Origin of the sequence: Tumebacillus lipolyticus, assembly GCF_042682745.1 — a bacterium.
GTDB lineage: Bacteria > Bacillota > Bacilli > Tumebacillales > Tumebacillaceae > Tumebacillus_A > Tumebacillus_A lipolyticus.
Genome location: NZ_JBHUIO010000006.1, coordinates 66749 through 90943, shown reverse-complemented (window position 1 = coordinate 90943; position 24195 = coordinate 66749). Strand labels below are relative to the sequence as shown.

Annotated in this window: 1 pseudogene (running past one end of the window); it reads left to right on the top strand. The window is 62.7% G+C overall.

From position 1 onward, the window contains the following. Nucleotides 1-24195 (top strand): annotated as a pseudogene (locus ACFSOY_RS11940) (non-ribosomal peptide synthase/polyketide synthase); its annotated part reaches 8862 nt to the left of the window's first position; the annotation flags it as partial.

Genomic DNA, 24195 nt, shown 5'->3' with positions numbered 1-24195 from the left:
CAGACGCCTTCCGCCTTCCGTCAGCTGATCAGCGTCGACGTGAGCAAGGAGGAGAGGGCGGAGCTGTCGCTTCGCTACGTGATCTTCGGCGGGGAGGCGCTCGAATTGAGCAGCCTGCTCCCGTGGTTTGAGCGCCACGGGGATCGGCAGCCGCAACTGGTCAACATGTACGGCATCACCGAGACGACCGTGCATGTCACCTACCGTCCGATCACTTTGGAAGATGCGCAAAGGGGTGCGGGCAGCGTGATCGGAATCCCGATCCCCGACCTGCAAGTCTACGTGCTGGATCAGAGCTTCCAGCCGGTGCCGATCGGCGTGATGGGCGAGATGTACGTCGGCGGCGCAGGCGTTGCGCGCGGCTATCTCAACCGCCCCGAACTGACGGCGGAGCGCTTCTTGCCCGATCGGTTTGCCGAGCGGGAGGGAGCTTTGCTGTATAGGACGGGTGATCTCGCCCGCCGCTTGCCAAGCGGTGAGCTGGAGTATGGCGGGCGGATCGACAGCCAAGTGAAAATTCGCGGATTCCGGATCGAGCTCGGCGAGATCGAGTCGGTGTTGAACGCCCACCCGCTGGTGCGGGAGTGCGTCGTCGTCGCGCGCGCGGATCGAGCGGGCGACAAGCGCCTGGTGGCCTATCTGGTCGCCGATGCGGCAGAGGGGCGGCCGGAGGTCAGCGCCTTGCGCGATCACTTGAAAGTGCAGGTGCCCGACTACATGGTTCCATCCGCCTTTGTTTGGATGGAGTCGATTCCGCTGACCGCCAACGGGAAGACAGATGTGCGGGCGCTTCCCGCGCCCGATCAGGTGCGCGCAGAGCTCGGCGGCGATCATATCGCGCCGCGCAACGAGGTGGAGCGCGCGCTGGCTGAGATCTGGTCGAACCTGTTGCGGGTGGAGCGAGTGGGCGTGTACGACAATTTCTTCGAGCTGGGCGGCGACTCGATCTTGAGCATTCAGATCATCAACCGCGCCAACCAGCAGGGCATTCATCTGACGCCCAAAGATCTGTTTCAACATCAGACGATCGCCGAGCTCGCTGAGGTGGCGAGCACCGCGTCCGCAACGACGATCGATCAGGGGATGGTCACAGGCCCGGTCGGCCTGACACCTGTGCAACGGTGGTTTTTCGAGCAAGAGCTGGTCGATGCCCACCACTACAACCAAGCGCTGACGCTCGACCTGCAGGAAGCGATCGATCTCGGCGCGATGCAGGCGGCGCTCTCGCAGCTGATCCTCCACCATGACGCGCTGCGGATGCGCTATCTGCGCGGGGAGCAGGGTGTCGAGCAGTTGAACGAGGCGGGAGGTGCAGACGCACCGCTCCACAGCTTCGATCTGTCCGACCTGCCCGCAGCTGAGCAGGAGCGATCCTTTGCGGCGGAGGCGGAGCGATTGCAGGCATCGCTAAGCTTGACCGAAGGCCGATTGGTGCAGTTTGCCCACTTCCGCATGGGCGAGGGGATTGCCGATCGCCTGCTGTTGGTCATCCATCACTTGGTGGTGGACGGCGTCTCGTGGCGCATTCTGCTGGAAGATTTGGAGACGGCGTACCGCCAGCGGACGGCCGACATGGAGCTCCAGCTTCCGCCGAAGACCACATCGCTGCAAGCTTGGTCAGCTCGCCTTGAGGAATACGCGCTGTCAGCAGGCGCGATGCTGTCGCTCGATCATTGGGAGCAGGTGCATCAGGCGGACGTACGCCCGCTGCCGACCGATTTTTCAGCGGGTGCGAACGATGTGGCATCGAGCCGCGAAGTGACCATCTCGCTCAGCGTCGAGGAAACGGATGCATTGCTGCAGGAAGCGCCTAAGGCGTATCGCACGCAGATCAACGATCTGCTGCTGACTGCGCTCGTCCAATCGTTTGCCGATTGGACGGGGGAACGCTCGCTGCTGCTCGCGCTGGAAGGGCATGGACGGGAAGATTTGCTCGGCGATGCGGATGTGTCGCGCACGGTCGGATGGTTTACTTCGCTTTACCCGGTTCATCTGCAAGTGAGCGAACGGGGCGATCTCGGGCAGAAGATCAAGGAGATCAAAGAGCTGTTGCGGACGATTCCCAACCGCGGGTTCGACTATGGGCTGTTGCGCTACTCAAGCCCCGCTCGCCCTCTGCTCGGCGAGGCGGCAGGTCTGGCGCACCCGGAAGTGCTGTTCAACTACCTCGGGCAGTTCGACCAGTCGTTTGCAGGGTCGTCGCTCTTTGCGCTGTCGCAAGTTTCCAGCGGCTCGATGCAGAGCGGGCGCAATGCGCGCAACTACCTGCTGGAGATCAATGGCGGGGTGCAAGAAGGGCAGCTGCGCCTGACTTGGACCTATAGCGCCAATCAACATCGCGCGGAGACGATCGAAAAAGTCGCCTCCTCCTTCCTCCACTCGTTGCGGGAGCTGATCGAACACTGCCAAACGCCTGAGGCGGGCGGCTTTACGCCATCCGATTTCCCGCAGGCGAACTTGAACCAGGCGGAGTTGGACGGGGTGATCGCCTCGCTCGCAGACCGCTCAGTTTCGTCTCGCGAATTCGAACAGCTCTATGCGCTGTCACACGTTCAACAGGGGATGCTGTATCACAGTCTGATCTCCCCCGACTCTGGCGTCTACGTGACGCAGGTCAAGCTGGATCTGCGCGGTCAGCTGGATCGGGAGGCGCTGGAGCGGGCGTGGCAACAGGTGGTCGAGCGCCATGCGATCTTGCGCACCTCCTTCTACTGGCAGGGGGATCGCGACATGTTGCAAGTGGTCAGGCGCGACGTCAAGATGGCGATCACGACGCTCGATTGGCAACAGCTTTCGGCAGAGGAGCAGACGGAGCGCTTTGTCCAATTTTTGCAGGCGGACAGCAAGCGCGGGTTTGACCTGCAGGAAGCGCCGCTGATGCGCCTCGTGCTGATCAAGCTGGAGGAGGGCGTGCACCGTCTGGTCTGGACGATGCACCACCTGCTGCTCGACGGCTGGTCGCTGCCGCTGCTGTTCAAAGAGGTGTTCGCGCTGTACGACCAGCAGGTGAGCGGAACGGTGGCTCAACTGGGCGGTTCGCGACCGTATCGCGACTACATCGCCTGGCTGCAATCCCAAAGTCTGGAGCTCGCGGAGCAACATTGGCGCAACAAGCTCGCCGGGTTTGACACTCCCACATCGCTCGGCGTCGAGCGGGCGCGCGGTTCGCTTCCGGCGGAGGAAGAAAAATATGCGGAGCAGCAGATCGCTTTGCCTGCAGAAGCTACAGCATCCTTGCAAGTGTTGGCCCGCCAGCATCAACTGACGCTGAGCACGCTGGTGCAGGGCGCGTGGGCGATCCTGCTCGCCCGCTACAGCGGTGGGGACGATGTGGTGTTCGGCACGACCGTCTCCGGCCGCCCCGCCCAACTGGCAGGGGTGGAGACGATGGTCGGCCTGTTTATCAACACACTGCCGATGCGAGCGACGTTCACCGCCGATACGCCGCTGCTGACCTTCTTAAAGGAACTGCAGGCGCAACAGGTGGAAGTGCGTGAGTTCGAACACACGCCGCTGGTCAGCGTGCAGGAATGGAGCGATGTTCCGCGCGGCACCAATCTGTTCGACTCGATCTTGGTCTTTGAGAACTACCCGATCGATGAGGCGCTGTCTGGCCAAGTCGCAGGGCTTGCGGTCAGCGATGTCAGCGCGGTCGAGATGACCAACTATCCGCTGACTGTGGTCGCACTGCCCGGTCAGGAACTGACGCTCAAGGTCAACTATGACCGCCAGCTCTATGCGGATGGGACGATCGGTGCGCTGCTCGGCCATCTGCGCACGCTGATCGAACAGATGCTCACGGTGAAAGATCAAACGGTCGCCGATTTGCCGATGCTGACCGCGCCGGAGAAGCAACAGCTGCTGGTCGAATGGAACGACGCGTCGACGCCCTACCCGGAAGTGTGCATCGATCGCCTGTTCAGCGAACAGGCGGAGCGCACGCCCGACGCGGTGGCGGTCGTCTATCAGGGCGAGCAACTGACCTATCGTGAACTGAACGCCCGCGCCAACCAGCTCGCGCACCATCTGCAAAAGCGCGGTGTCGGAGCGGAGACGTTCGTCGGCATCACCACCGAGCGGTCGCTCGGGATGATCGTCAGCCTGCTGGCGATTCTCAAAGCGGGCGGCACCTACGTGCCGATCGACCCGAACTATCCGGCAGAGCGCATCGCCTACATCTTGGAGGACACCGGCCTGCAAGTGCTGGTGACCACCGCAGAACAGGCAGAAAAGCTGCCGGCCCACCAAGCGCAGCTCATCTGCACCGATCGAGAGGCGGCGCTGATCGCGGCGGAGAGCGAGGAAACGCCGCTCTGTGCGACAGATCTTGATCGCCTCGCCTACGTGATCTACACGTCCGGCTCGACCGGCAAGCCGAAAGGAGTCTGCGTGCCGCATCGCGGTGTTGTTCGACTGGTCAAAGCGACCAACTATGTGAACTTCTCACCTGACGAGGTGTTCCTGCAGTTTGCGCCGGTCGCCTTTGACGCTTCGACGTTTGAGATCTGGGGCAGCCTGTTAAACGGCGCCCGCCTGGTGATCTTCCCGACGCAGCTGCCCTCCTTGATCGAGCTGGGCCGCGTGCTGCGAGAGCATCAGGTCACGACGATCTTCCTGACCACCGCGCTGTTCCATCAGATGGTCGAGGCGAGGTTGGAAGATCTGCAGAGCGTTCGCCAGCTGTTGGCCGGCGGTGAAGTGATGTCTGCCGCCCATCTGAAAAAATTGATCGACCAGTTGCCGAACACGCAATTTATCCACGTGTACGGCCCGACCGAGACGACCACGTTCGCCAGCTTCCATCCGGTGCGCGAGGTGGTGGTCGGCCAATCGGTGCCGATCGGCAAGCCGATCTCCAACACCTCGTTCTATGTGTTGGATCGCCAGCTGCAACCCGTTCCGGTAGGAGTGGCGGGAGAGCTGTACATCGGGGGCGCAGGGCTTGCTCGCGGCTACCTCAACCAGCCGGAGCTGACCCGCACTGCCTTTGTGCCCAGCCCGTTTGCTGAAGGGGAGCGCCTGTACAAGACGGGCGACCTGGTGCGCTATCTGCCCGACGGCTCGATCGACTTCCTCGCCCGGATCGACAGCCAGGTGAAAATCCGTGGGTTCCGCATCGAGCTCGGAGAGATCGAAAGCGTGCTCAGCGGGCATGAGAGCGTGCAAGAGGTGGTGGTGATCGCCAGAGAGGATGTGCCGGGCGACAGGAGATTGGTCGCCTATCTGGTGGCACAGGAAGCGGTCGAGCTGGAAGGCCGTGAACTGCGGAGCTATCTCAAAGAGCGCCTGCCCGACTACATGATCCCCTCCGCGTTCGTGCTGTTGGAAAAACTGCCGCTCAACCAAAACGGCAAGGTGGATCGCCGGGCATTGCCAGCGCCCGACCTCTCCCAACTCGGAGCGGGCAACGACTATGAAGCGCCGCGCAACGAGGTGGAGCAGTCGCTGGCAGACATCTGGTCGACCCTTTTGCGGGTGAAGCAGGTCGGCATTCATGACAACTTCTTTGAGCTGGGCGGCGACTCGATCTTGAGCATTCAGATCATCAACCGCGCGAATCAGCAGGGCATTCACCTGACGCCGAAAGATCTGTTCCACCATCAGACGATCGCCGAGCTGGCCGCGGTGGCAGGCACGGCGACCGAGACGGTGATCGATCAGGGCATGGTCACCGGAGCGGTGCTGTTGACGCCGATCCAGCGCTGGTTCTTCCAGTCGCAGCTGCAAGATGCTCACCATTTCAACATGTCGTTGCGCTTCGACTTGCAACAGGCGGTGGATGTCGAGCATCTGCGCGAGGCGATCGCTCACTTGCTGCTGCACCACGATGCGCTGCGGATGTGCTACCTCGAAAGCGAGAGCGGGTGGCAGCAGGAGAACGCTGCGTGGAGCGAGCAGGTTCCTTTCGCTTCCCTCGACCTGTCTGCGCTCGCCGCCGCCGATCAGGAAGCGACTTTGCTTGCCGAAGCGGAGCGCCTGCAAGCATCCTTTGCGCTCGCAGAAGCGCCGCTGGTGCGCTTCCTGCATGCGGATCTCGGTGCGGAGCGGGCGAACCAACTGCTGGTGATCGTGCACCATCTGGTGATCGACGGCGTCTCGTGGCGGATTTTGCTGCAAGATTTGGAGACCGCCTATCTTCAGCGCCTCGCCGGTCGCCCGATACAGTTGCCGCCGAAGACCACCTCGTTCCAAGAGTGGGCGAAGCGGTTGGCAGAACATGCGACCTCCGAGTCGTTGCGGGCGGAGCAGGACGCGTGGCTGCCCGCGAAGCAGGCGCGCATCGAGCGATTGCCGATCGACCTGCAGGCGGGTGACAACACGGTGGCATCGAGCCGCCATGTGATCGTCAAGCTGAGCGCCGCTGAGACGCAGGCGCTGCTGCAAGAAGCGCCCAGAGCGTACAACACGCAGATCAACGACCTGTTGCTGACCGCGCTTGGCGAATCGTTTGCCGCTTGGACGGGAGAGCGATCGCTCTGGGTCAGCCTGGAGGGGCACGGACGGGAGGACATCCTCGCAGGTGTCGACCTCTCCCGCACGGTCGGGTGGTTTACCACGTCCTATCCGGTGCAGCTACAACTTGGCGATCACCGCTCGATCGGTCGGACGATCAAAGGGATCAAAGAGCAGCTGCGCGCGCTTCCAAACCGCGGGATCGGCTACGGGCTGCTGCGCTATCTGCGCGCAGAGGAGCAGGGGCAAGGCGGAGCTTCCGCATGGGCCAATCCGCAGGTGATCTTCAACTACCTGGGCCAGTTTGACCAATCGTTTGCCGAGTCGTCGCTGCTGAAGCTTTCTGCCGAATCGAGCGGCTCGGTCTACAGCGGCCGCAACGAGCGCAGCCATCTGCTCGAAGTGAACGGAGGCGTGCAGGACGGACAGCTCTGGATCGACTGGACCTACAGCGCACATCTCCATCGCGAAGAGACGATCGAACGGTTGGCACAGTCCTATCTGGACGCTCTGCGCGCCGTGATCGAGCATTGCCGATCGGCAGAGGCGGGCGGGTTCACCCCGTCCGACTTCCCGGAGGCGAAGCTCGATCAGGAGGAGCTCGATCTGCTGGTCGCAACGTTGGCCGAACGCTCGATCAAGCGTGCGGAGATCGACCAGATCTACGCGCTGTCCCCCACGCAGGAGGGGATGTTGTACCACAGCTTGGTGTCGCCCGACACGGGGGTCTATGTGACGCAGGTCAACTTGGAGCTGCGCGGCCGCCTCGATCTGGCGGCGATGCATCGCGCCTGGCAAAACGTGTTGGATCGCCATGCGATCTTGCGCACTTCGTTCTACTGGCAAGGGACGAGCCAACTGGCGCAGGTCGTGCAGCGCCATGTACAGCTGCCGATCGAACAGCTCGATTGGCAGGAGCTCACAGCGGAAGAGCAGGCGGCGAACATCGAATCGTTTGCCAGCGAAGACTGCCGACGCGGCTTCGAACTGCACCTCGCGCCGCTGATGCGCCTGACGATCATCCGATTGGGCGAACAGGTGCAACGCCTGATCTGGACGTCCCATCACCTGCTGCTCGACGGCTGGTCGCTGCCGCTCTTGATCAAAGAGCTGTTTGCGCTGTACGACAGCGATGTGCAAGGGAACGAACTGCGACTGGGCAGCGCACGACCCTATCGCGAGTACATCGCCTGGCTGCAAAAACAGGACTTGGCGCTGGCGAAAGCGCACTGGCAACAACAGCTCTCCGGGTTCTTGGCACCGACTCCGCTCGGGGTCGATCGGACGCGCCTCGGTGACGCACCTGCGGAAAAAGAGTATCGGGAGCAACAGACGGTGCTGTCTCAGGAGCTGACCGCTGCGATGCAAGGGCGGGCCAGACAGCATCAGCTGACCTTGAACAATCTGGTGCAAGGCGCGTTTGCGATCATGCTCTCCCGCTACAGCGGGGAAGGCGATGTGCTGTTCGGCACCACCGTCTCGGGGCGCCCTGCCGATTTGACGGGCGTCGAATCGATGGTCGGGCTGTTTATCAACACGCTGCCGATGCGCGCGCAGTTCACGCCGGAGACCGACCTGTTGACGTTCCTGAAAGGGATGCAAGCGCAGCAGGCGAGCATGCGCGAGTTTGAACATACGCCGCTGGTGAACGTGCAGGAGTGGAGCGATGTACCGCGCGGCTCCGATCTGTTCGAGTCGATCTTGGTCTTTGAAAACTACCCGCTGCAGGAAGCTGTTTCAAAAGTCGGGGAGCTTGAGATCACCGATGTGCGGCTCGGACAGATGACCAACTATCCGCTGACGGTGACCGCGTTGCCAGGCGAAGCGTTGACGCTGCATGTGAGCTATGATGCGCAGCGCTTTGAAGATGTGGTGGTCACGCACATGCTCGGCCATCTGACCACGCTGCTGGAAAACATGCTGTCTCGCCCTGCACAGGCGATCGACGACCTGCCGATGCTGACCGAGCAGGAGCGACAGCACCTGCTGGTGGAGCTGGAGGCAGACCTGCCGGAGTCGGACGCGATCATCCATCGCCTGTTCGAAGCGCAGGTGGCGCGCACGCCAGATGCGGTGGCGGTGCAGTTCGCAGGGCAATCGCTGACCTATCGCGAGCTGAACGGCCGCGCCAATCGCTTGGCGAACCATCTGCGCGAGCTCGGCGTCGGCCCCGATGTGATGGTCACGCTGTTCGTCGAGCGCTCCGCAGACCTCGTGATCGGCCTGCTCGGCATCCTGAAGGCGGGCGGAGCGTACGTGCCGCTCGACACCGCCTATCCGGAGGAGCGCATCTCGCTGATCCTCGAAGACAGCGAGGCGTCGGTCATGGTGACACAGTCGCACCTGCTCGACCGACTGCCGGTCTCGCCTGCGAGCGTCGTCCGCCTCGATGCGGATCTGGAGCGCCTCGCCAGCTATTCAGAATCGAATCTGACGCACGAGGTCGCCCCGAGCGACCTGGCCTACATGATCTACACGTCCGGCTCGACCGGACGACCGAAAGCGGTGATGGTCGAGCATCGCAACCTGGTCAGCACGATCATGGCGGCGCAAGACCAGTTCGCGTTCGCCGAAGCGGACGTGTTCCCGTGGATCGCCTCGGTGGCGTTCGACATCGCGCTGTTCGAACTGCTCAACCCGCTGCTGGTCGGCGGCCGATCAGAAGTGTTGACCAAAGAGCAGGTGCTCGACGTGAGCCGACTGCTGACCGATCTGGAGCGGTACACGATGATCCACACGGTGCCGAGCCTGATGCGGCAGATCGTGCAGACGATCGAGGAGCAGCAGCGGCCGAGCGAGCGCTATGACCGCCTGCGGACGATCTTCATCGGCGGGGATGCGGTGCCGCCCGACCTGTTGCAAGCGATGCACCGGGTGTTCCGCCAAGCGGAGGTTCAGGTGCTGTACGGGCCGACAGAAGGCACGATCATCTGCTCCAGCTACCATGTGCCGCGCGAGCGAGCGCTGGACAAGATGGTGATCGGCACCAAGCTTGCCAACGCCAACTTGCGGGTCTGCGATGCGAGCGGACAGGCGGTGCCGGTCGGGGTATCGGGCGAGCTGTACATCGGCGGAGCGGGAGTCAGCCGCGGGTATTTCCGCCGAGCAGATCTGACTGAAGAGAAGTATGTGACGAGAGAAGGGAAGCGGTGGTACCGGACGGGAGACTTGGTGCGCCGCCTGCCAGACGGGACGCTGGAGTTCTTGGGCCGGATCGACAATCAGGTGAAGATTCGCGGGTTCCGCATCGAGCTGGGCGAGATCGAAACGGTGCTCTGCCAGCGCGCCGATGTGCGGGAAGCGATCGCCGTCGTGCACGAGCCGACTCCGGGCGACAAGCGTCTGGTCGCCTATGTGGTGCCAGAAGAGGGGGCGGAGCTGTCCGCAACCTCGCTGCGAGTCGATCTGAAAGCGAGCCTGCCCGACTATATGGTGCCGTCCGCCTTTATGGTGCTCGAAGCGCTGCCGCTGAACCAGAACGGCAAGGTCGATCGCCGCGCTCTGCCCGAGCCGACGCTCGATCGCACCGATCTGGACAGCAGCTATGTGGCGCCGCGCAACGAGGTGGAGCAGGCGCTGGCCGAAATCTGGTCGGCACTGCTGCGTCAGGAGCGCGTGGGCATCCACGATAATTTCTTCGAGCTGGGCGGCGACTCGATCTTGAGCATTCAGATCATCAACCGCGCCAACCAAAAGGGAGTCCGCCTGACTCCGAAAGACTTGTTCCAGCATCAGACGATCGCCGAGCTGGCTGCGGTGGCAGGCACTGCGGCAGAAGAGGTGATCGATCAGGGGCTGGTGACAGGGGAAGTGCTGTTGACGCCGATGCAGCAATGGTTCTTCGAGCAAAAGCTGGAAGCGGCGCACCACTTCAACATGTCGGTTCTGCTCGAACTGAAGGAGCGGGTGAACCTCGATCTGCTGCGCGAAGCGTGCGGGCACCTGCTGATGCATCACGATGCGCTGCGGATGCGCTATCTGCGAGCGGAGGATGGATGGCAACAGATCGCCGGGGAGCCGGGTCAGGATGTACCGTTTACGGCGCTCGACCTGTCCGCCCTGCCGCCTGAGGAGCAAGAGCCCGCATTCCTGCTGGAGGCAGAACGTGCGCAAGCGTCGCTCGACCTTGAGCAAGGGTCGCTGGTGCGCTTCCTGCACGCCGATCTTGGTGCAGATCGACCGAGCCGTCTGCTGGTGATCATCCATCATCTGGTCACCGACGGCGTCTCTTGGCGCATTTTGCTCCAAGACCTAGAGCTCGCCTATCGCCAGCGCTGTGCGGGTGAGGCGATCCAACTGCCTCCGAAGACCACATCGCTACAAAAATGGTCGGAGCGGCTCCACGCTTATGCTGCATCTGATGCGCTTTTGGCGGAGCGGGACGCATGGTCGCAAGTGCAGCGAGCGAATGTTGTGCGCTTGCCGCTCGACCATGCGGAAGGTGTCAACCGCGTCGAATCGACCGATCATCTGACCGTTTCGCTCAGCGCAGAGGAAACGCAGGCGCTGTTGCAAGAGACGGCCAAAGCGTACAACACGCAGATCAACGATCTGTTGCTGACCGCTTTAGCAGAATCGTTCGCCCTGTGGACGGGCGATCGATCGCTGCTGGTCGCGTTAGAAGGTCATGGGCGGGAAGACCTGTTTGCCGGCGTGGATCTGTCCCGCACGGTCGGGTGGTTCACCACCTCCTATCCGGTGCTGGTCGACCTGTCTGACCGCTCGACATCCGGCCAGGCGATCAAAGCGGTCAAAGAACAGCTCCGCGCCATCCCGAACCGCGGGATCGGCTACGGACTGTTGCGAAGCGAGCTGGGGATCGCAGCGCCAGAGGTGCTGTTCAACTATCTGGGGCAACTCGACCAGACGTTTGCCGAGTCTTCTCTGTTTGCGCTCTCCACCGCCCCGGCAGGCGCTGTGCAGAGCGGGCGCAATGCGCGCAGCCACCTGTTGGAGATCAACGGCGGCGTGCAGGGCGGGCAGCTCCAGATGACTTGGACGTACAGCAGCTCGCTGCATCGCCGCGAGACGATCGAGCGGGTCGCCAACTCGTTTGTGCAGGCGCTGCGCGAATTGATCGCACATTGCCAATCGCCGGACGCGGGCGGCTTCACACCGTCCGACTTCGCCGAGGCGAAGCTGATGCAGAGCGAGCTGGACAGCGTCGTCGCCAGTCTGGCCGAGCGATCGGTCAACCGCGCGGAGATCGAACAGATCTATGCGCTGTCCCCGATGCAACAAGGCATGCTGTACCACAGCCTGCTCGCTCCCGATTCGGGCGTCTATGTGACGCAGCTGCATTTTGCGCTGCATGAGCGGCTGAACCTGTCTGCCTTGCAGCGGGCTTGGCAGACGGTGCTGGAGCGCCATTCGATCCTGCGCACCTCCTTCTATTGGGAAGGCATGGGCAAGCTGCTGCAAGTGGTCAGGCGCAACGTGCAAGTGCCGATCGAGCAAGCAGATTGGACGCACCTGTCTGCGGAGGAGCGAGCGACCCAACTGGCGACGTTCTTAGAAGCGGACAGCCGTCGCGGTTTCGACCTGCAGGCGGCGCCGCTGATCCGCATGACGTTGATCGAGATGGAGGAGGGCGTGCAGCGCTTGGTCTGGACGTCGCACCATCTGCTGCTCGACGGCTGGTCCTTGCCGCTCCTGTTCAAAGAGCTGTTCGCCCTGTACGACCAATACGCTTTGGGTCAGGTAGCAGAGCTTGGAGCGACGCGCCCATACCGCGACTACATCGCGTGGTTGCAAAAGCAGGATGCAGCTGCTGCCGAGCGCTACTGGCGCAACCGGCTTGCCGGATTCTCTGTGCCGACTTCGATCGGGACGGAGAAGGCGCACAGTTCGCAAAGCGAAGCGGGGAAAAAATATGGCGAGCAGAAGGCGTCGTTGTCGGAGCAGCGCACAGAATCACTGCAAGCGCTGGCCAGACAGCACCAGCTGACCTTGAACACGTTGGTGCAAGGCGCGTGGTCGATCCTGCTCTCCCGCTACAGCGGGGAAGAGGACGTGCTGTTCGGCACCACCGTCTCCGGCCGTCCGGCCGAACTGGCAGGGGTGGAGACGATGGTCGGGCTGTTTATCAACACCTTGCCGATGCGGGCGACGTTCAGCTCCGACACCGAGGTGTTGACCTTCCTGAAAGGTTTGCAAGCCCAGCAGGCGGAGTTGCGCGAATACGAATACACGCCTCTGGTCAGCGTGCAGGAGCTGAGCGAGATTCCGCGCGGAACCAATCTGTTCGACTCGATTTTGGTCTTCGAAAACTTCCCGGTGGACGAAGCGATCTCTGGGAAGGCTGGTGGTCTGAAGATCACCGATGTGGTGCAGAGCGACATGACCAACTTCCCGATCACGGTGACCGCCCTGCCTGGCAAAGCGCTGTCGCTGATCGCCAACTATGATCGCCAACAGTTTGCAGATGAGACTGTGACGCGTTTGCTCGGCCATCTGCAAATGCTGATCGAGCAGATGCTTGTGGCGATCGAACGAAAGATCGGCGACTTGGAAATGATGAGCGAACAGGAGCGCCACAAGCAGTTGGTGGTGTGGAACGACACGGCGACCTCCTATCCGGAAACGTGCATCCACCAGCTGTTCAGCGAGCAGGCGATGCGCACGCCCGATGCGGTGGCGGTTGTCTTTGAGGGGCAACAGCTGACCTACGCTGAACTGAATGCCCGCGCCAACCAGCTCGCGCACTACCTGCAGCAGCAGGGCGTGGGAGCGGAGACGTTCGTCGGCATCACCACCGAGCGGTCGCTCGAACTGATCGTCGGCCTGCTGGCCATTTTGAAAGCGGGCGGCGTCTATGTCCCGATCAACCAGAACGACCCGGTGGAGCGCGTTCTCTATCAGCTGGAAGATGCGAACATTCACACGCTGTTGACCAACCAGGAGTTTGCTGAGCAACTGCCGCCCCACCCTGCGCAAGTGGTGCTCTTCGATCGCGATGCAGAAAAGATCGGGGCGCAGAGCGAGACGGAGCCGACCTCTGCGATCACCCCTGACCATTTGGCCTATACGGTCTACACGTCCGGCTCGACCGGACAGCCGAAAGGGGTCTGCGTGCCGCATCGCGGCGTCGTCCGCCTGGTGAAGGAGACCGACTATGTGAGCTTCTCGCCAGATGAGGTGTTCCTGCAGTTTGCACCTGTCGCCTTCGACGCCTCGACGTTTGAGATCTGGGGCAGTCTGCTAAACGGCGCCCGCCTCGTCCTCTGCCCAGCTGGGCAACTGTCGCTGTCGGAGCTGCGCGATGTGATCTGCGAGCATCAGGTCAGCACGCTGTGGCTGACTGCCGGGCTGTTCCATCAGATGGTGGACGAGCATCTGGACGACCTAGGCGGCGTCCGCCAGCTGCTGGCAGGCGGGGATGCGCTGTCGGTGGCGCATGTGAAAAAAGTGGTCGAGCGCTGGCCGAACTGCCGACTGATCAACGGGTACGGGCCGACGGAGAACACGACGTTCACCACCTGCTACCAAGTGACAGCAGCGAGCGAGCTCGACGGGTCGGTGCCGATCGGCCGCCCGATCGCCAACACGACCGTCTACGTGCTGGATCGCCACCTGCAACCCGTACCGGTCGGCGTGGCAGGCGAGCTGTACATCGGGGGTGCGGGGCTGGCCCGCGAGTATCTCAACCAGCCGGAGCTGACCGCCCAAACGTTTGTCACAAGCCCGTTTGCCGAAGAGGAGCGCCTGTACAAGACGGGCGACCTGGTGCGCTACCTGTCGGATGGGACGATCGACTTCCTCGGCCGGATTGACGGTCAAGTGAAGATCCGCGGGTTCCGCATCGAGCTTGGGGAGGTGGAAGCGATGATCGGGCAGCATCCTGCAGTGCAGAAATGCTATGCGATGGTGCGCCAAGATGCACCGGGGGACAAGCGACTGGTCGCCTACCTGGTGGTGCAAGAGCAGGTGGAGCAGAGCGAGTTCCGGGCGTTCCTCAAGGGGCGATTGCCCGACTACATGATCCCGTCCGCGTTCGTGCAGCTGGAGAAGCTGCCGCTGAACCAAAACGGCAAGGTGGATCGCCGCGCGCTGCCCGCACCCGATCATGGAATGCTGTCGAGCACCCACTATGTGGCGCCGAGCACGCCGACGGAGGAGCGGTTGGTCAAAATCTTTGCCGACGTGTTAGGCGTCGACCGCGTGGGCACGCAAGACAACTTCTTCGAACTTGGCGGACACTCGCTGCTGGCGACGCAGATCATCTCGCGCATCCGCTTGGAGTTCCAGATGGAAGTGCCGCTGCGGAAGCTGATCGAGCTGCCGACGATCGCCGATTTTGCCAAGCTGATCGACCAGCACCTTGCGACGAGCGACAGCCAGAAGCAACAGGCGCCGATCCAAGGGCTGAACCGAACCGCCTACCGCCGGAAACGCTAAACCAAGCAACGCAAAGGAGGAAGAACGATGTCAGATCGTTGGACAGACCGATCTTCCTCCGATCCTGATCTCCACGCGGAGACCGGGTCGGAGGAAGCGATCGATTCGATAGAAGAATTTGCATTTCCCGCATCATTTGCCCAACAGCGGTTGTGGTTTCTTGATCAGCTCGAACCTGGGCAGGCGGTCTACAACGTTCCGTTTACAGGTCGATTTCAAGGGCGCTTGGACGTAGCGGCGCTGGAGGAGAGCATCAATGAAATCATCTGGCGGCATGAGAGCTTGCGCACGACGTTCGCCTATGAAGAGGGGGAGCTGTTGCAGATCGTCGTCACCTCCCTGTCGCTTTCGATCGCTCAGGTCGATCTGGAAGGCTGCCCGCAAGCGGAGCGGGAAGGCAAGCTGATCGAGCTGGCGAGCGCAGAGGTGATGACCCCGTTCGATCTGGAGCGGGGGCCGCTGTTGCGGGCCAAGCTGATTCGCCTTGAGGAGCAGGACCACGTCCTGCTCCTCACCCTGCATCACATCATCTCCGACGGCTGGTCAATCGGTGTCTTGATGCAGGAGCTGGTGGCGTGCTATCACGCTTTTTCTGCCGGACAAGAGCCAGCGCTGCCCGACCTGCCGATTCAGTATGCAGACTATGCACACTGGCAGAAGGAATGGCTGGAGGGAGAGGTCCTCGAAACGCAGATGTCCTATTGGCGCGAGCAATTGGGCGGCGATCTGCCAGCGATGCAACTGCCGTTCGACCACAAGCGCCCGCCGACGCAGACCAATCGCGGGGCTCTGGAACGGTTTGCGCTTCCCACAGCGCTGACCTCCGAGCTGAAAGCGCTGAGCCAGCGCCGCGGGCTGACCCTGTTCATGACGTTGCTCGGAGCGTTTCAGCTGTTGCTCGCCCGCTATAGCGGGCAGACGGACGTCGCGGTCGGCTCGCCGATCGCCGGGCGCAATCGCACAGAGCTGGAAGGGCTGATCGGTTTTTTTGTCAACACGCTGGTGTTGCGCACCGATCTGTCGGGCGATCCGACCCTGGACGAACTGCTGGAGCGCGTCAAAGAGGTGACGCTCAGCGCCTATGCGCACCAGGATGTGCCGTTCGAAAAGCTGGTCGGCGAGCTGCTGCCGGAGCGCGACAGAAGCGTTTCGCCCTTTTTCCAAGCGCTGTTCGTCTTGCAAAATTCGCAGACGGGCAAGGTGGAACTGCCAGGGCTTACGATCTCGCCCTTTGTGGTGGATAGCACCGCCGCCAAGTTCGACCTCGAACTGTCGATGGAAGAGCGGGACGGGCAGTTGTTCGGCACGCTGATCTACAACGCCGACCTGTTTGCTGCCAGCACGATCGCACGGCTGATCGGACATTATCAGCGGTTGCTTGCGGGGATTGTTCAGCAGCCAGAGCGGAAAATTTCTGATTTGCCGCTCTTGACCGAACAGGAGCGCCACCAGCAGGTGGTGGTCTGGAACGACACAGCGACCGCCTACCCGGAAGTGAGCATCCACCAGCTGTTCACCGAGCAAGCGGCGCGCACGCCCGATGCGGTGGCGCTCGTCTATGGGGAGCAACAGCTGACCTACGCCGAGCTGAACGCCCGCGCCAACCAGCTCGCCCACCATCTGCAACAGCAGGGCGTGGGAGCGGAGACGTTCGTCGGCATCACCACCGAGCGGTCGCTCGAACTGATCGTCGGCCTGCTCGCCATCTTGAAGGCGGGCGGCGTCTACGTGCCGATCAACCCGAACGACCCGGTGGAGCGCGTCCTCTATCAGTTGGAAGACGCGAATATCCACACGCTGCTGACCAAGCGGGAGTGGGCGGAGCAACTGCCGCCTCACCCTGCGCAGGTGGTGCTGTTCGACCGCGATGCGGAGCGGATCGCAGCGCAGAGCGAGACGGAGCCGAGAGGTGAGATCACGCCCGACCATCTGGCCTATGTGCTCTACACATCCGGCTCGACCGGGCAGCCAAAAGGTGTCTGCGTGCCGCATCGCGGCGTCGTGCGACTGGTCAAAGAGACCGACTATGTGAGCTTCTCGCCAGACGAAGTGTTCCTGCAGTTTGCGCCGGTCGCCTTTGACGCCTCGACGTTTGAGATCTGGGGCAGCCTGTTAAACGGCGCCCGCCTGATCATCTGCCCAGCGGGACAGCTGTCGCTGTCGGAGCTGCGCGATGTGATCTGCGAGCATCAGATCAGCACGCTGTGGCTGACGACCGGACTGTTCCACCAGATGGTGGACGAGCATCTGGACGACCTGCGCGGCGTCCGCCAACTGTTGGCAGGCGGGGATACGCTGTCGGTGGCGCATGTGAAAAAAGTGGTCGAGCGCTTGCAGAACTGCCAGCTGATCAACTGCTATGGCCCGACGGAGAGCACGACGTTCACCACTTACTACCCGGTGACAGCAGAAAGCGAGCTCGACGGGTCGGTGCCGATCGGTCGTCCGATCGCCAACACCACCGTCTACGTGCTGGATCGCCACTTGCAACCAGTTCCGATCGGCGTGGCAGGCGAGCTGTACATCGGCGGAGCGGGGCTTGCCCGCGAGTACCTCAACCGGCCGGAGCTGACCGCCCAAACGTTTATCCCGAGTCCCTTTGCAGAAGGGGAGCGCCTGTACAAGACGGGCGATCTGGTGCGCTACCTGCCGGATGGGACGATCGACTTCCTCGGCCGGATCGACAGCCAGGTGAAGATCCGCGGGTTCCGCATCGAGCTCGGCGAGGTGGAAGCGATGATCGGGCAGCACCCGGCGGTGCTGGACAGCTATGCGATGGTGCGCGAAGATGCGCCGGGGGACAAGCGACTGGTCGCCTATCTGGTGGTGCAGGAGCAGATGGAGGTGGAGCGGAGCGAGCTCCGCGCGTTCCTCAAGGAGCGGTTGCCCGAGTACATGGTCCCGTCCGCCTTCGTGCAGCTGGACGAACTGCCGCTCAACCAGAACGGCAAGGTGGATCAGCGCAAACTCTCCGCCCCTGATGCCTCCCAGTTTGGCGGAGACTCCCCTTACGTGGCACCGCGCACCGCGCTCGAAGAGCAGGTCGCCGCGATCTGGGCGGATGTGCTGCGCGTGCCGCAGGTCAGCATGCTGGACAACTTTTTCGATCTGGGCGGACACTCGCTGCTGGCGACACAGGTCGTCTCTCGCCTGCAGGCAGAATGCGGCGTGGAGATTCAGCTGCGAGCGCTCTTCGAAACATCGAGCGCAGAAGAGCTGGCAGCGCGCATCGAGCAGATGCAGCAGGGCGAGCAGAGGGCGGTGGCGACGCCGATCGCAAGCGTCGATCGCAGCGCTCGACTCCCGCTCTCCTTTGCCCAGCAGCGCCTGTGGGTCGTCGATCGGCTGCTGCCAGGCACCGCCGTCTACAACATGCCGTTTGCGGTGCGGTTGCAGGGTGCTTTGCGCCAGTCAGAGCTGGAGAGAAGCATCAACGAGATCATCAGGCGGCACGAGGCGCTGCGCACCCATTTTGCCGAGGTGGACGATCAGCCGGTGCAGGTGATCGCAGATCCCGTCTGGCGGTCCTTGCCCGTCGTGAACCTGCAAATGCTCTCCGCTGAGGAGCAGGAGGTGGAGGTGAGGCGACAGGTGCAAGCGGAAGCGGATCGACCTTTCGATCTGCTGACCGGCCCCTTGGTGCGCTTCGCCCTGTTGCAACTGCAGGAGGCGGAGCACGTCCTGATCCTGAACATGCACCACATCATCTCCGACGGCTGGTCGATGGGCGTGTTCATCAACGAGTTTGCCACGCTCTATCGATCGTATGCCGCCGGGGAGGAGTCACCGCTCCCTGAGCTTGCGATTCAATATGTCGACTATGCGGCTTGGCAGCGGGATGCGCTGGAAGGCGAGGCGCTCGAAGAGCAGCTCGCCTATTGGAAAGAGCAATTGGGCGGCGAACTGCCCGTCTTGCAGCTGCCGACCGATCGTCCTCGCCCTCCGGTGCAGACGTATGTGGGCGCGATCAAACACTTCACCGTTGAACCGGAGCTGACCGCTGTCCTGCAACAGCTCAGCCAGCGCCACGGCGTCACGCTGTTCATGACGCTGCTCGGCGCGTTCCAAGCGTTTCTCTCCCGCTACAGCGGACAGGAAGATATCTCTGTGGGCACTTCGATCGCCGGCAGGACGCGCCGGGAGACGGAAGAGCTGATCGGCTTTTTTGTCAACACGCAGGTGTTGCGCACCGACCTTTCAGGTCAGCCCACTTTTGTCGAACTGCTCGGCCGCGTCAAAGAGGTGGCGCTCGGAGCGTATGCGCATCAGGATGTGCCGTTTGAACGGCTGGTCGAAGAGCTGCAGCCGGAGCGCGATCTCAGCCGTTCGCCGCTGTTCCAAGTGCTGTTCGCCCTGCAAAACGCGCCGATGTCGGCGATCGAACTCCCTGAGCTGACGATCCAGCCGGTCGAGTATGAGAGCCAGATCGCCAAATTTGACCTCTCGCTGCTGATGACCGAGGCGGATGGAGCTCTTCATGCATCTTTCGAGTACAACACCGACCTGTTCGATCTGGTGACGGTGGAGCGGATGATCGAGCATTTCCAAACGCTGCTCAGGTCGATCGCCGCACAGCCGGAGCAACGCATCACGCGCCTGCAGATGTTGTCAGATGCGGAGTTTCAGCAGGTCGTGGTCGAATGGAACCGAACGGATGTGGCCTTCCCCGACCAGCTGTGTCTGCACCAGCTGTTCGAGCAGCAGGTCGAGCGCGCACCGGAGCGCGTGGCGGCGATCTTCGGCGAGCAGGAGATCACCTATGCCGAACTGGAAGCGCAATCGAACCGCTTGGCGCATCGGCTGATCGAGCTGGGCGTCGGCCCCGATGTGCCGGTCGGCCTGTGCATGGATCGCTCGCTGGAGATGGTGGTCGCGCTGCTCGGCATCTTAAAGGCGGGCGGCGCCTACCTGCCGCTCGACACAGAAGCTCCGACCGCGCGGATCGCCCAAGTGCTGACAGATGCGCAAGCGCCGATCTGCCTGACGCAGAGCCATCTGCGCGAGCGCCTGCCTGACGATGTGGCAGTCTACCTGTCCCTCGATCCGACAGCAGAAGATGCGGTTCGGCTGGGCAGCTATCGAGCGACCGCGCCGCAGGTGGCGGTCACGCCCGACCACCTCGTCTCGATCTACTACACGTCCGGCTCGACCGGAAGGCCGAAAGGTGTCGCCAGCACGCATCGCGGCTGGGTCAACCGGATGGTCTGGATGCAGCGCCACTACCAGCTGGAAGCGCAGGAGAGCGTTCTGCAAAAGACCACGCTCACCTTTGACGACGCCGCCTGCGAGTTCTATTGGCCGCTGATGGTCGGCGCGCGAATCGCGCTGATGGAGCCCGGTTTGCACAAAGATCCGCGCGCGATCCTCGATGCGGCGATCCGCTACCAAGTCGCCTTCACCACGTTCGTGCCGAGCATGTTGGCGCTGGTGGTCGAGACGATCACCGCGGACGATCGGGAAAAACTGCGCTGTCTGCGCCACGTCGGCTCCAGCGGCGAGGCGCTGCGCGCCAACCTGGTGCGCCAGTTCCGCGAGCGGGTCGGCTGCCAGCTGCACAACACGTGGGGCGCGACCGAAGTGTCGATCGACTCGACCGTCCACGTCTGCACCGAAGCGGACGAGTCGGGGGCGGAGATCGTCTCGGTCGGCCGTCCGATCGACAACAACCGCTGTTATGTGCTCGATGCGCATCTGCAACCGGTGCCGATCGGGGTGCCAGGCGAGCTGTATCTGGGCGGTATCGGGTTGGCCCGGAATTATTTGAACAACCCGGAGCGCACCGCCGAGTCCTTTTTGCCCAACCCGTTCGTGCCTGGTGAACAGCTGTACAAGACGGGAGATCGCGGGTATTTCCGCCGTGATGGCGCGATTCAATTTCTCGGGCGCATCGACAACCAGCTGAAGATCCGCGGGATGCGCGTCGAGCTCGGGGAGATCGAAACTGTGCTCAGCCAGCATGAAGCGGTCAAGGAGGCGGTGGTGATCGCCCGCGAGGAGATGCCGGGCGACAAGCGGCTGGTGGCCTATCTGGTGGCGCACCCGTCGGCCGAGGTGGACAGACACCTCTTGCGCAGCTTCTTGAAAGAGCGCCTGCCGGAGCACATGGTGCCGCCAGAGTATGTGCTGCTTGAGGCGATGCCGCTCAATGCGAACGGCAAGGTGGATCGCCGCGCACTCCCTGCGCCCGACCGCTCCCAGCTCGCGCAGGACAGCAGCTACGTGGCGCCGCGCACGCCGGTCGAAGAGATGGTCGCCGCGATCTGGGCGGACGTGCTCAATTCGCCGCAGGTCGGAGCTGCGGACAACTTTTTCGAACTCGGCGGGCACTCTCTGTTGGCGACACAGGTGATGTCGCGCCTCAACCGCGCCTTCGGACTGCAGATTCCGCTGCGGGCGCTGTTTGAAAATGCGACGGTCGAAAGCTTGGCCGGCGCGGTCGCAGAAGCGTTGCACCGAGAGGAAGGAGCGCTAACTCCTGCGATCGAAAAGGCGGATCGCAACGGGCCGCTTCCGCTGTCCTTTGCCCAACAGCGCCTGTGGCTGGTGGAGCGACTCCTGCCTGGCACCGCCGTGTACAACATGCCGTATGCGGTGCGCCTGCAAGGGGCGCTCGATCTGCAGGTGCTGGAGCGGACGATCAACAGCATTCTTGACCGTCACGAATCGCTGCGCACCTCGTTTGTCGAGCGAGAGGGGCAGCCGCTGCAAGCGATCGCAGCCCCCGTTTGGCAATCGCTGCCTGTGCAGAGCCTGCAAGGCCTGACAGCCGAACAGCAAGCGCGAGAAGTCGAGCGGCTGGTGCAGGCGGAGGCGGAGCGTCCGTTCGACCTGCTGGCAGGCTCTTTGGTGAGATTCTCCCTGCTGGAATTGGACGCTTCCGATCATGTGCTGCTCCTGAACATGCACCACATCGTCTCCGATGGCTGGTCGATGGGCGTGTTCATCCAGGAGTTTGCCGCGCTCTATGAAGCGTATGGGGCTGGCTTGCCCTCGCCGTTGCCGGAGCTTGCGATCCAGTATGCCGACTATGCGGTCTGGCAGCGCAACTGGCTTTCCGGCGACGTGTTGCAAGCGCAGTTGGACTACTGGAAGGAGCAGTTGGGCGGAGAGTTGCCCGCCCTGCAACTGCCGACCGATCGCCCGCGCCCGCCGGTGCAGACGCACGTCGGCGCGCTGGCGCCGTTTGCGGTCGCAAGCGAGGTGGCAGAAGCGCTGAAACGAATCGGGCAGCGACAGGGCAGCACGCTGTTCATGACCTTGCTCAGCGCCTTCCAAACGCTGCTCTTCCGCTACAGCGGCCAAGAGGAGATCATCGTCGGCACGCCGATCGCCGGGCGAAACGCGCAGGAGACAGAAGCGCTGATCGGATTTTTTGTCAACACGCTTGTCTTGCGCACCGACCTGTCGGGCGACCCGACCTTTGCCGAACTGCTCGACCGCGTGCGCGAGGTGGCGCTCGGGGCGTATGCGCATCAGGATCTGCCGTTCGAAAAATTGGTCGAAGAGCTGCAGCCGGAGCGGGACAGAAGCAGATCGCCGCTGTTCCAAGTGTTCTTTGCCCTGCAAAACGCACCGGTCGGCGCGATCGACCTGACCGGGCTGACCATCCAGCCGGTCGACTATGAGAGCAAGATCGCCAAGTTCGACCTCTCGCTGTCGATGCATGAAGACGAGGCGGGCTTGCGCGGTTCGTTCGAATACAACACCGACCTGTTCGATGCGTCCACGATCGAGCGCATGATCGGACACTTTCAGCAGCTGTTGCATTCGATCGCCGCGAGCGCCGAGCAGCGCGTCTCCGCCTTGCCGATGCTGACCGAGCAGGAGCGACAGCACCTGCTGGTGGAGCTGGAGGCAGACCTGCCGGAGTCGGACGCGATCATCCATCGCCTGTTCGAAGCGCAGGTGGCGCGCACGCCAGATGCGGTGGCGGTGCAGTTCGCAGGGCAATCGCTGACCTATCGCGAGCTGAACGGCCGCGCCAACCGCTTGGCGCACCATCTGCGCGAGCTCGGCGTCGGCTCAGATGTGATGGTCACGCTGTTCGTCGAGCGCTCTGCAGACCTCGTGATCGGCCTGCTCGGCATCTTGAAGGCGGGCGGAGCGTACGTGCCGCTCGACACCGCCTATCCGGAGGAGCGCATCTCGCTGATCCTCGAAGACAGCGAAGCGTCGGTCATGGTGACACAGTCGCACCTGCTCGACAGACTGCCAGTCTCGCCTGCGAGCGTCGTCCGCCTCGATGCGGATCTGGAGCGCCTCGCCAGCTATTCAGAATCGAATCTGACGCACGAGATCGCCCCGAGCGATTTGGCCTACATGATCTACACGTCAGGCTCGACCGGACGACCGAAAGCGGTGATGGTCGAGCATCGCAACCTGGTCAGCACGATCATGGCGGCGCAAGATCAGTTCGCGTTCGCCGAAGCGGACGTGTTCCCGTGGATCGCCTCGGTGGCGTTCGACATCGCGCTGTTCGAACTGCTCAACCCGCTGCTGGTCGGCGGCCGATCAGAAGTGTTGACCAAAGAGCAGGTGCTCGACGTGAGCCGACTGCTGACCGATCTGGAGCGGTACACGATGATCCACACGGTGCCGAGCCTGATGCGGCAGATCGTGCAGACGATCGAGGAGCAGCAGCGACCGAGCGAGCGCTATGACCGCCTGCGGACGATCTTCATCGGCGGGGATGCGGTGCCGCCCGACCTGTTGCAAGCGATGCACCGGGTGTTCCGCCAAGCGAAGGTTCAGGTGCTGTACGGGCCGACAGAAGGCACGATCATCTGCTCCAGCTACCATGTGCCGCGCGAGCGAGCGCTGGACAAGATGGTGATCGGCACCAAGCTTGCCAACGCCAACTTGCGGGTCTGCGATGAGAGCGGACAGGCGGTACCGGTCGGAGTGTCGGGCGAGCTGTACATCGGCGGAGCGGGAGTCAGCCGCGGGTATTTCCGCCGAGCAGATTTGACCGAAGAGAAGTATGTGACGAGAGAAGGAAAGCGGTGGTACCGGACGGGAGACTTGGTGCGCCGCCTGCCCGACGGGGCGCTGGAGTTCTTGGGCCGGATCGACAACCAGGTGAAGATTCGCGGGTTCCGCATCGAGCTGGGCGAGATCGAAAAGCTCTTGTGCCAGCTCGCCGAGGTGCGCGAAGCGGTCGTCGATGTGCAGGAGCCGACTCCGGGCGACAAGCGTCTGGTCGCCTATGTGGTGTACGAGGCGGGACAGACGCTGACGATCGGCGAACTTCGCAGCCATCTGAAGGCGCGGGTGCCCGATTACATGGTGCCGTCCGCCTTTGCGGTGCTCGAAGCGCTGCCGCTGAACCAAAATGGAAAAGTGGAT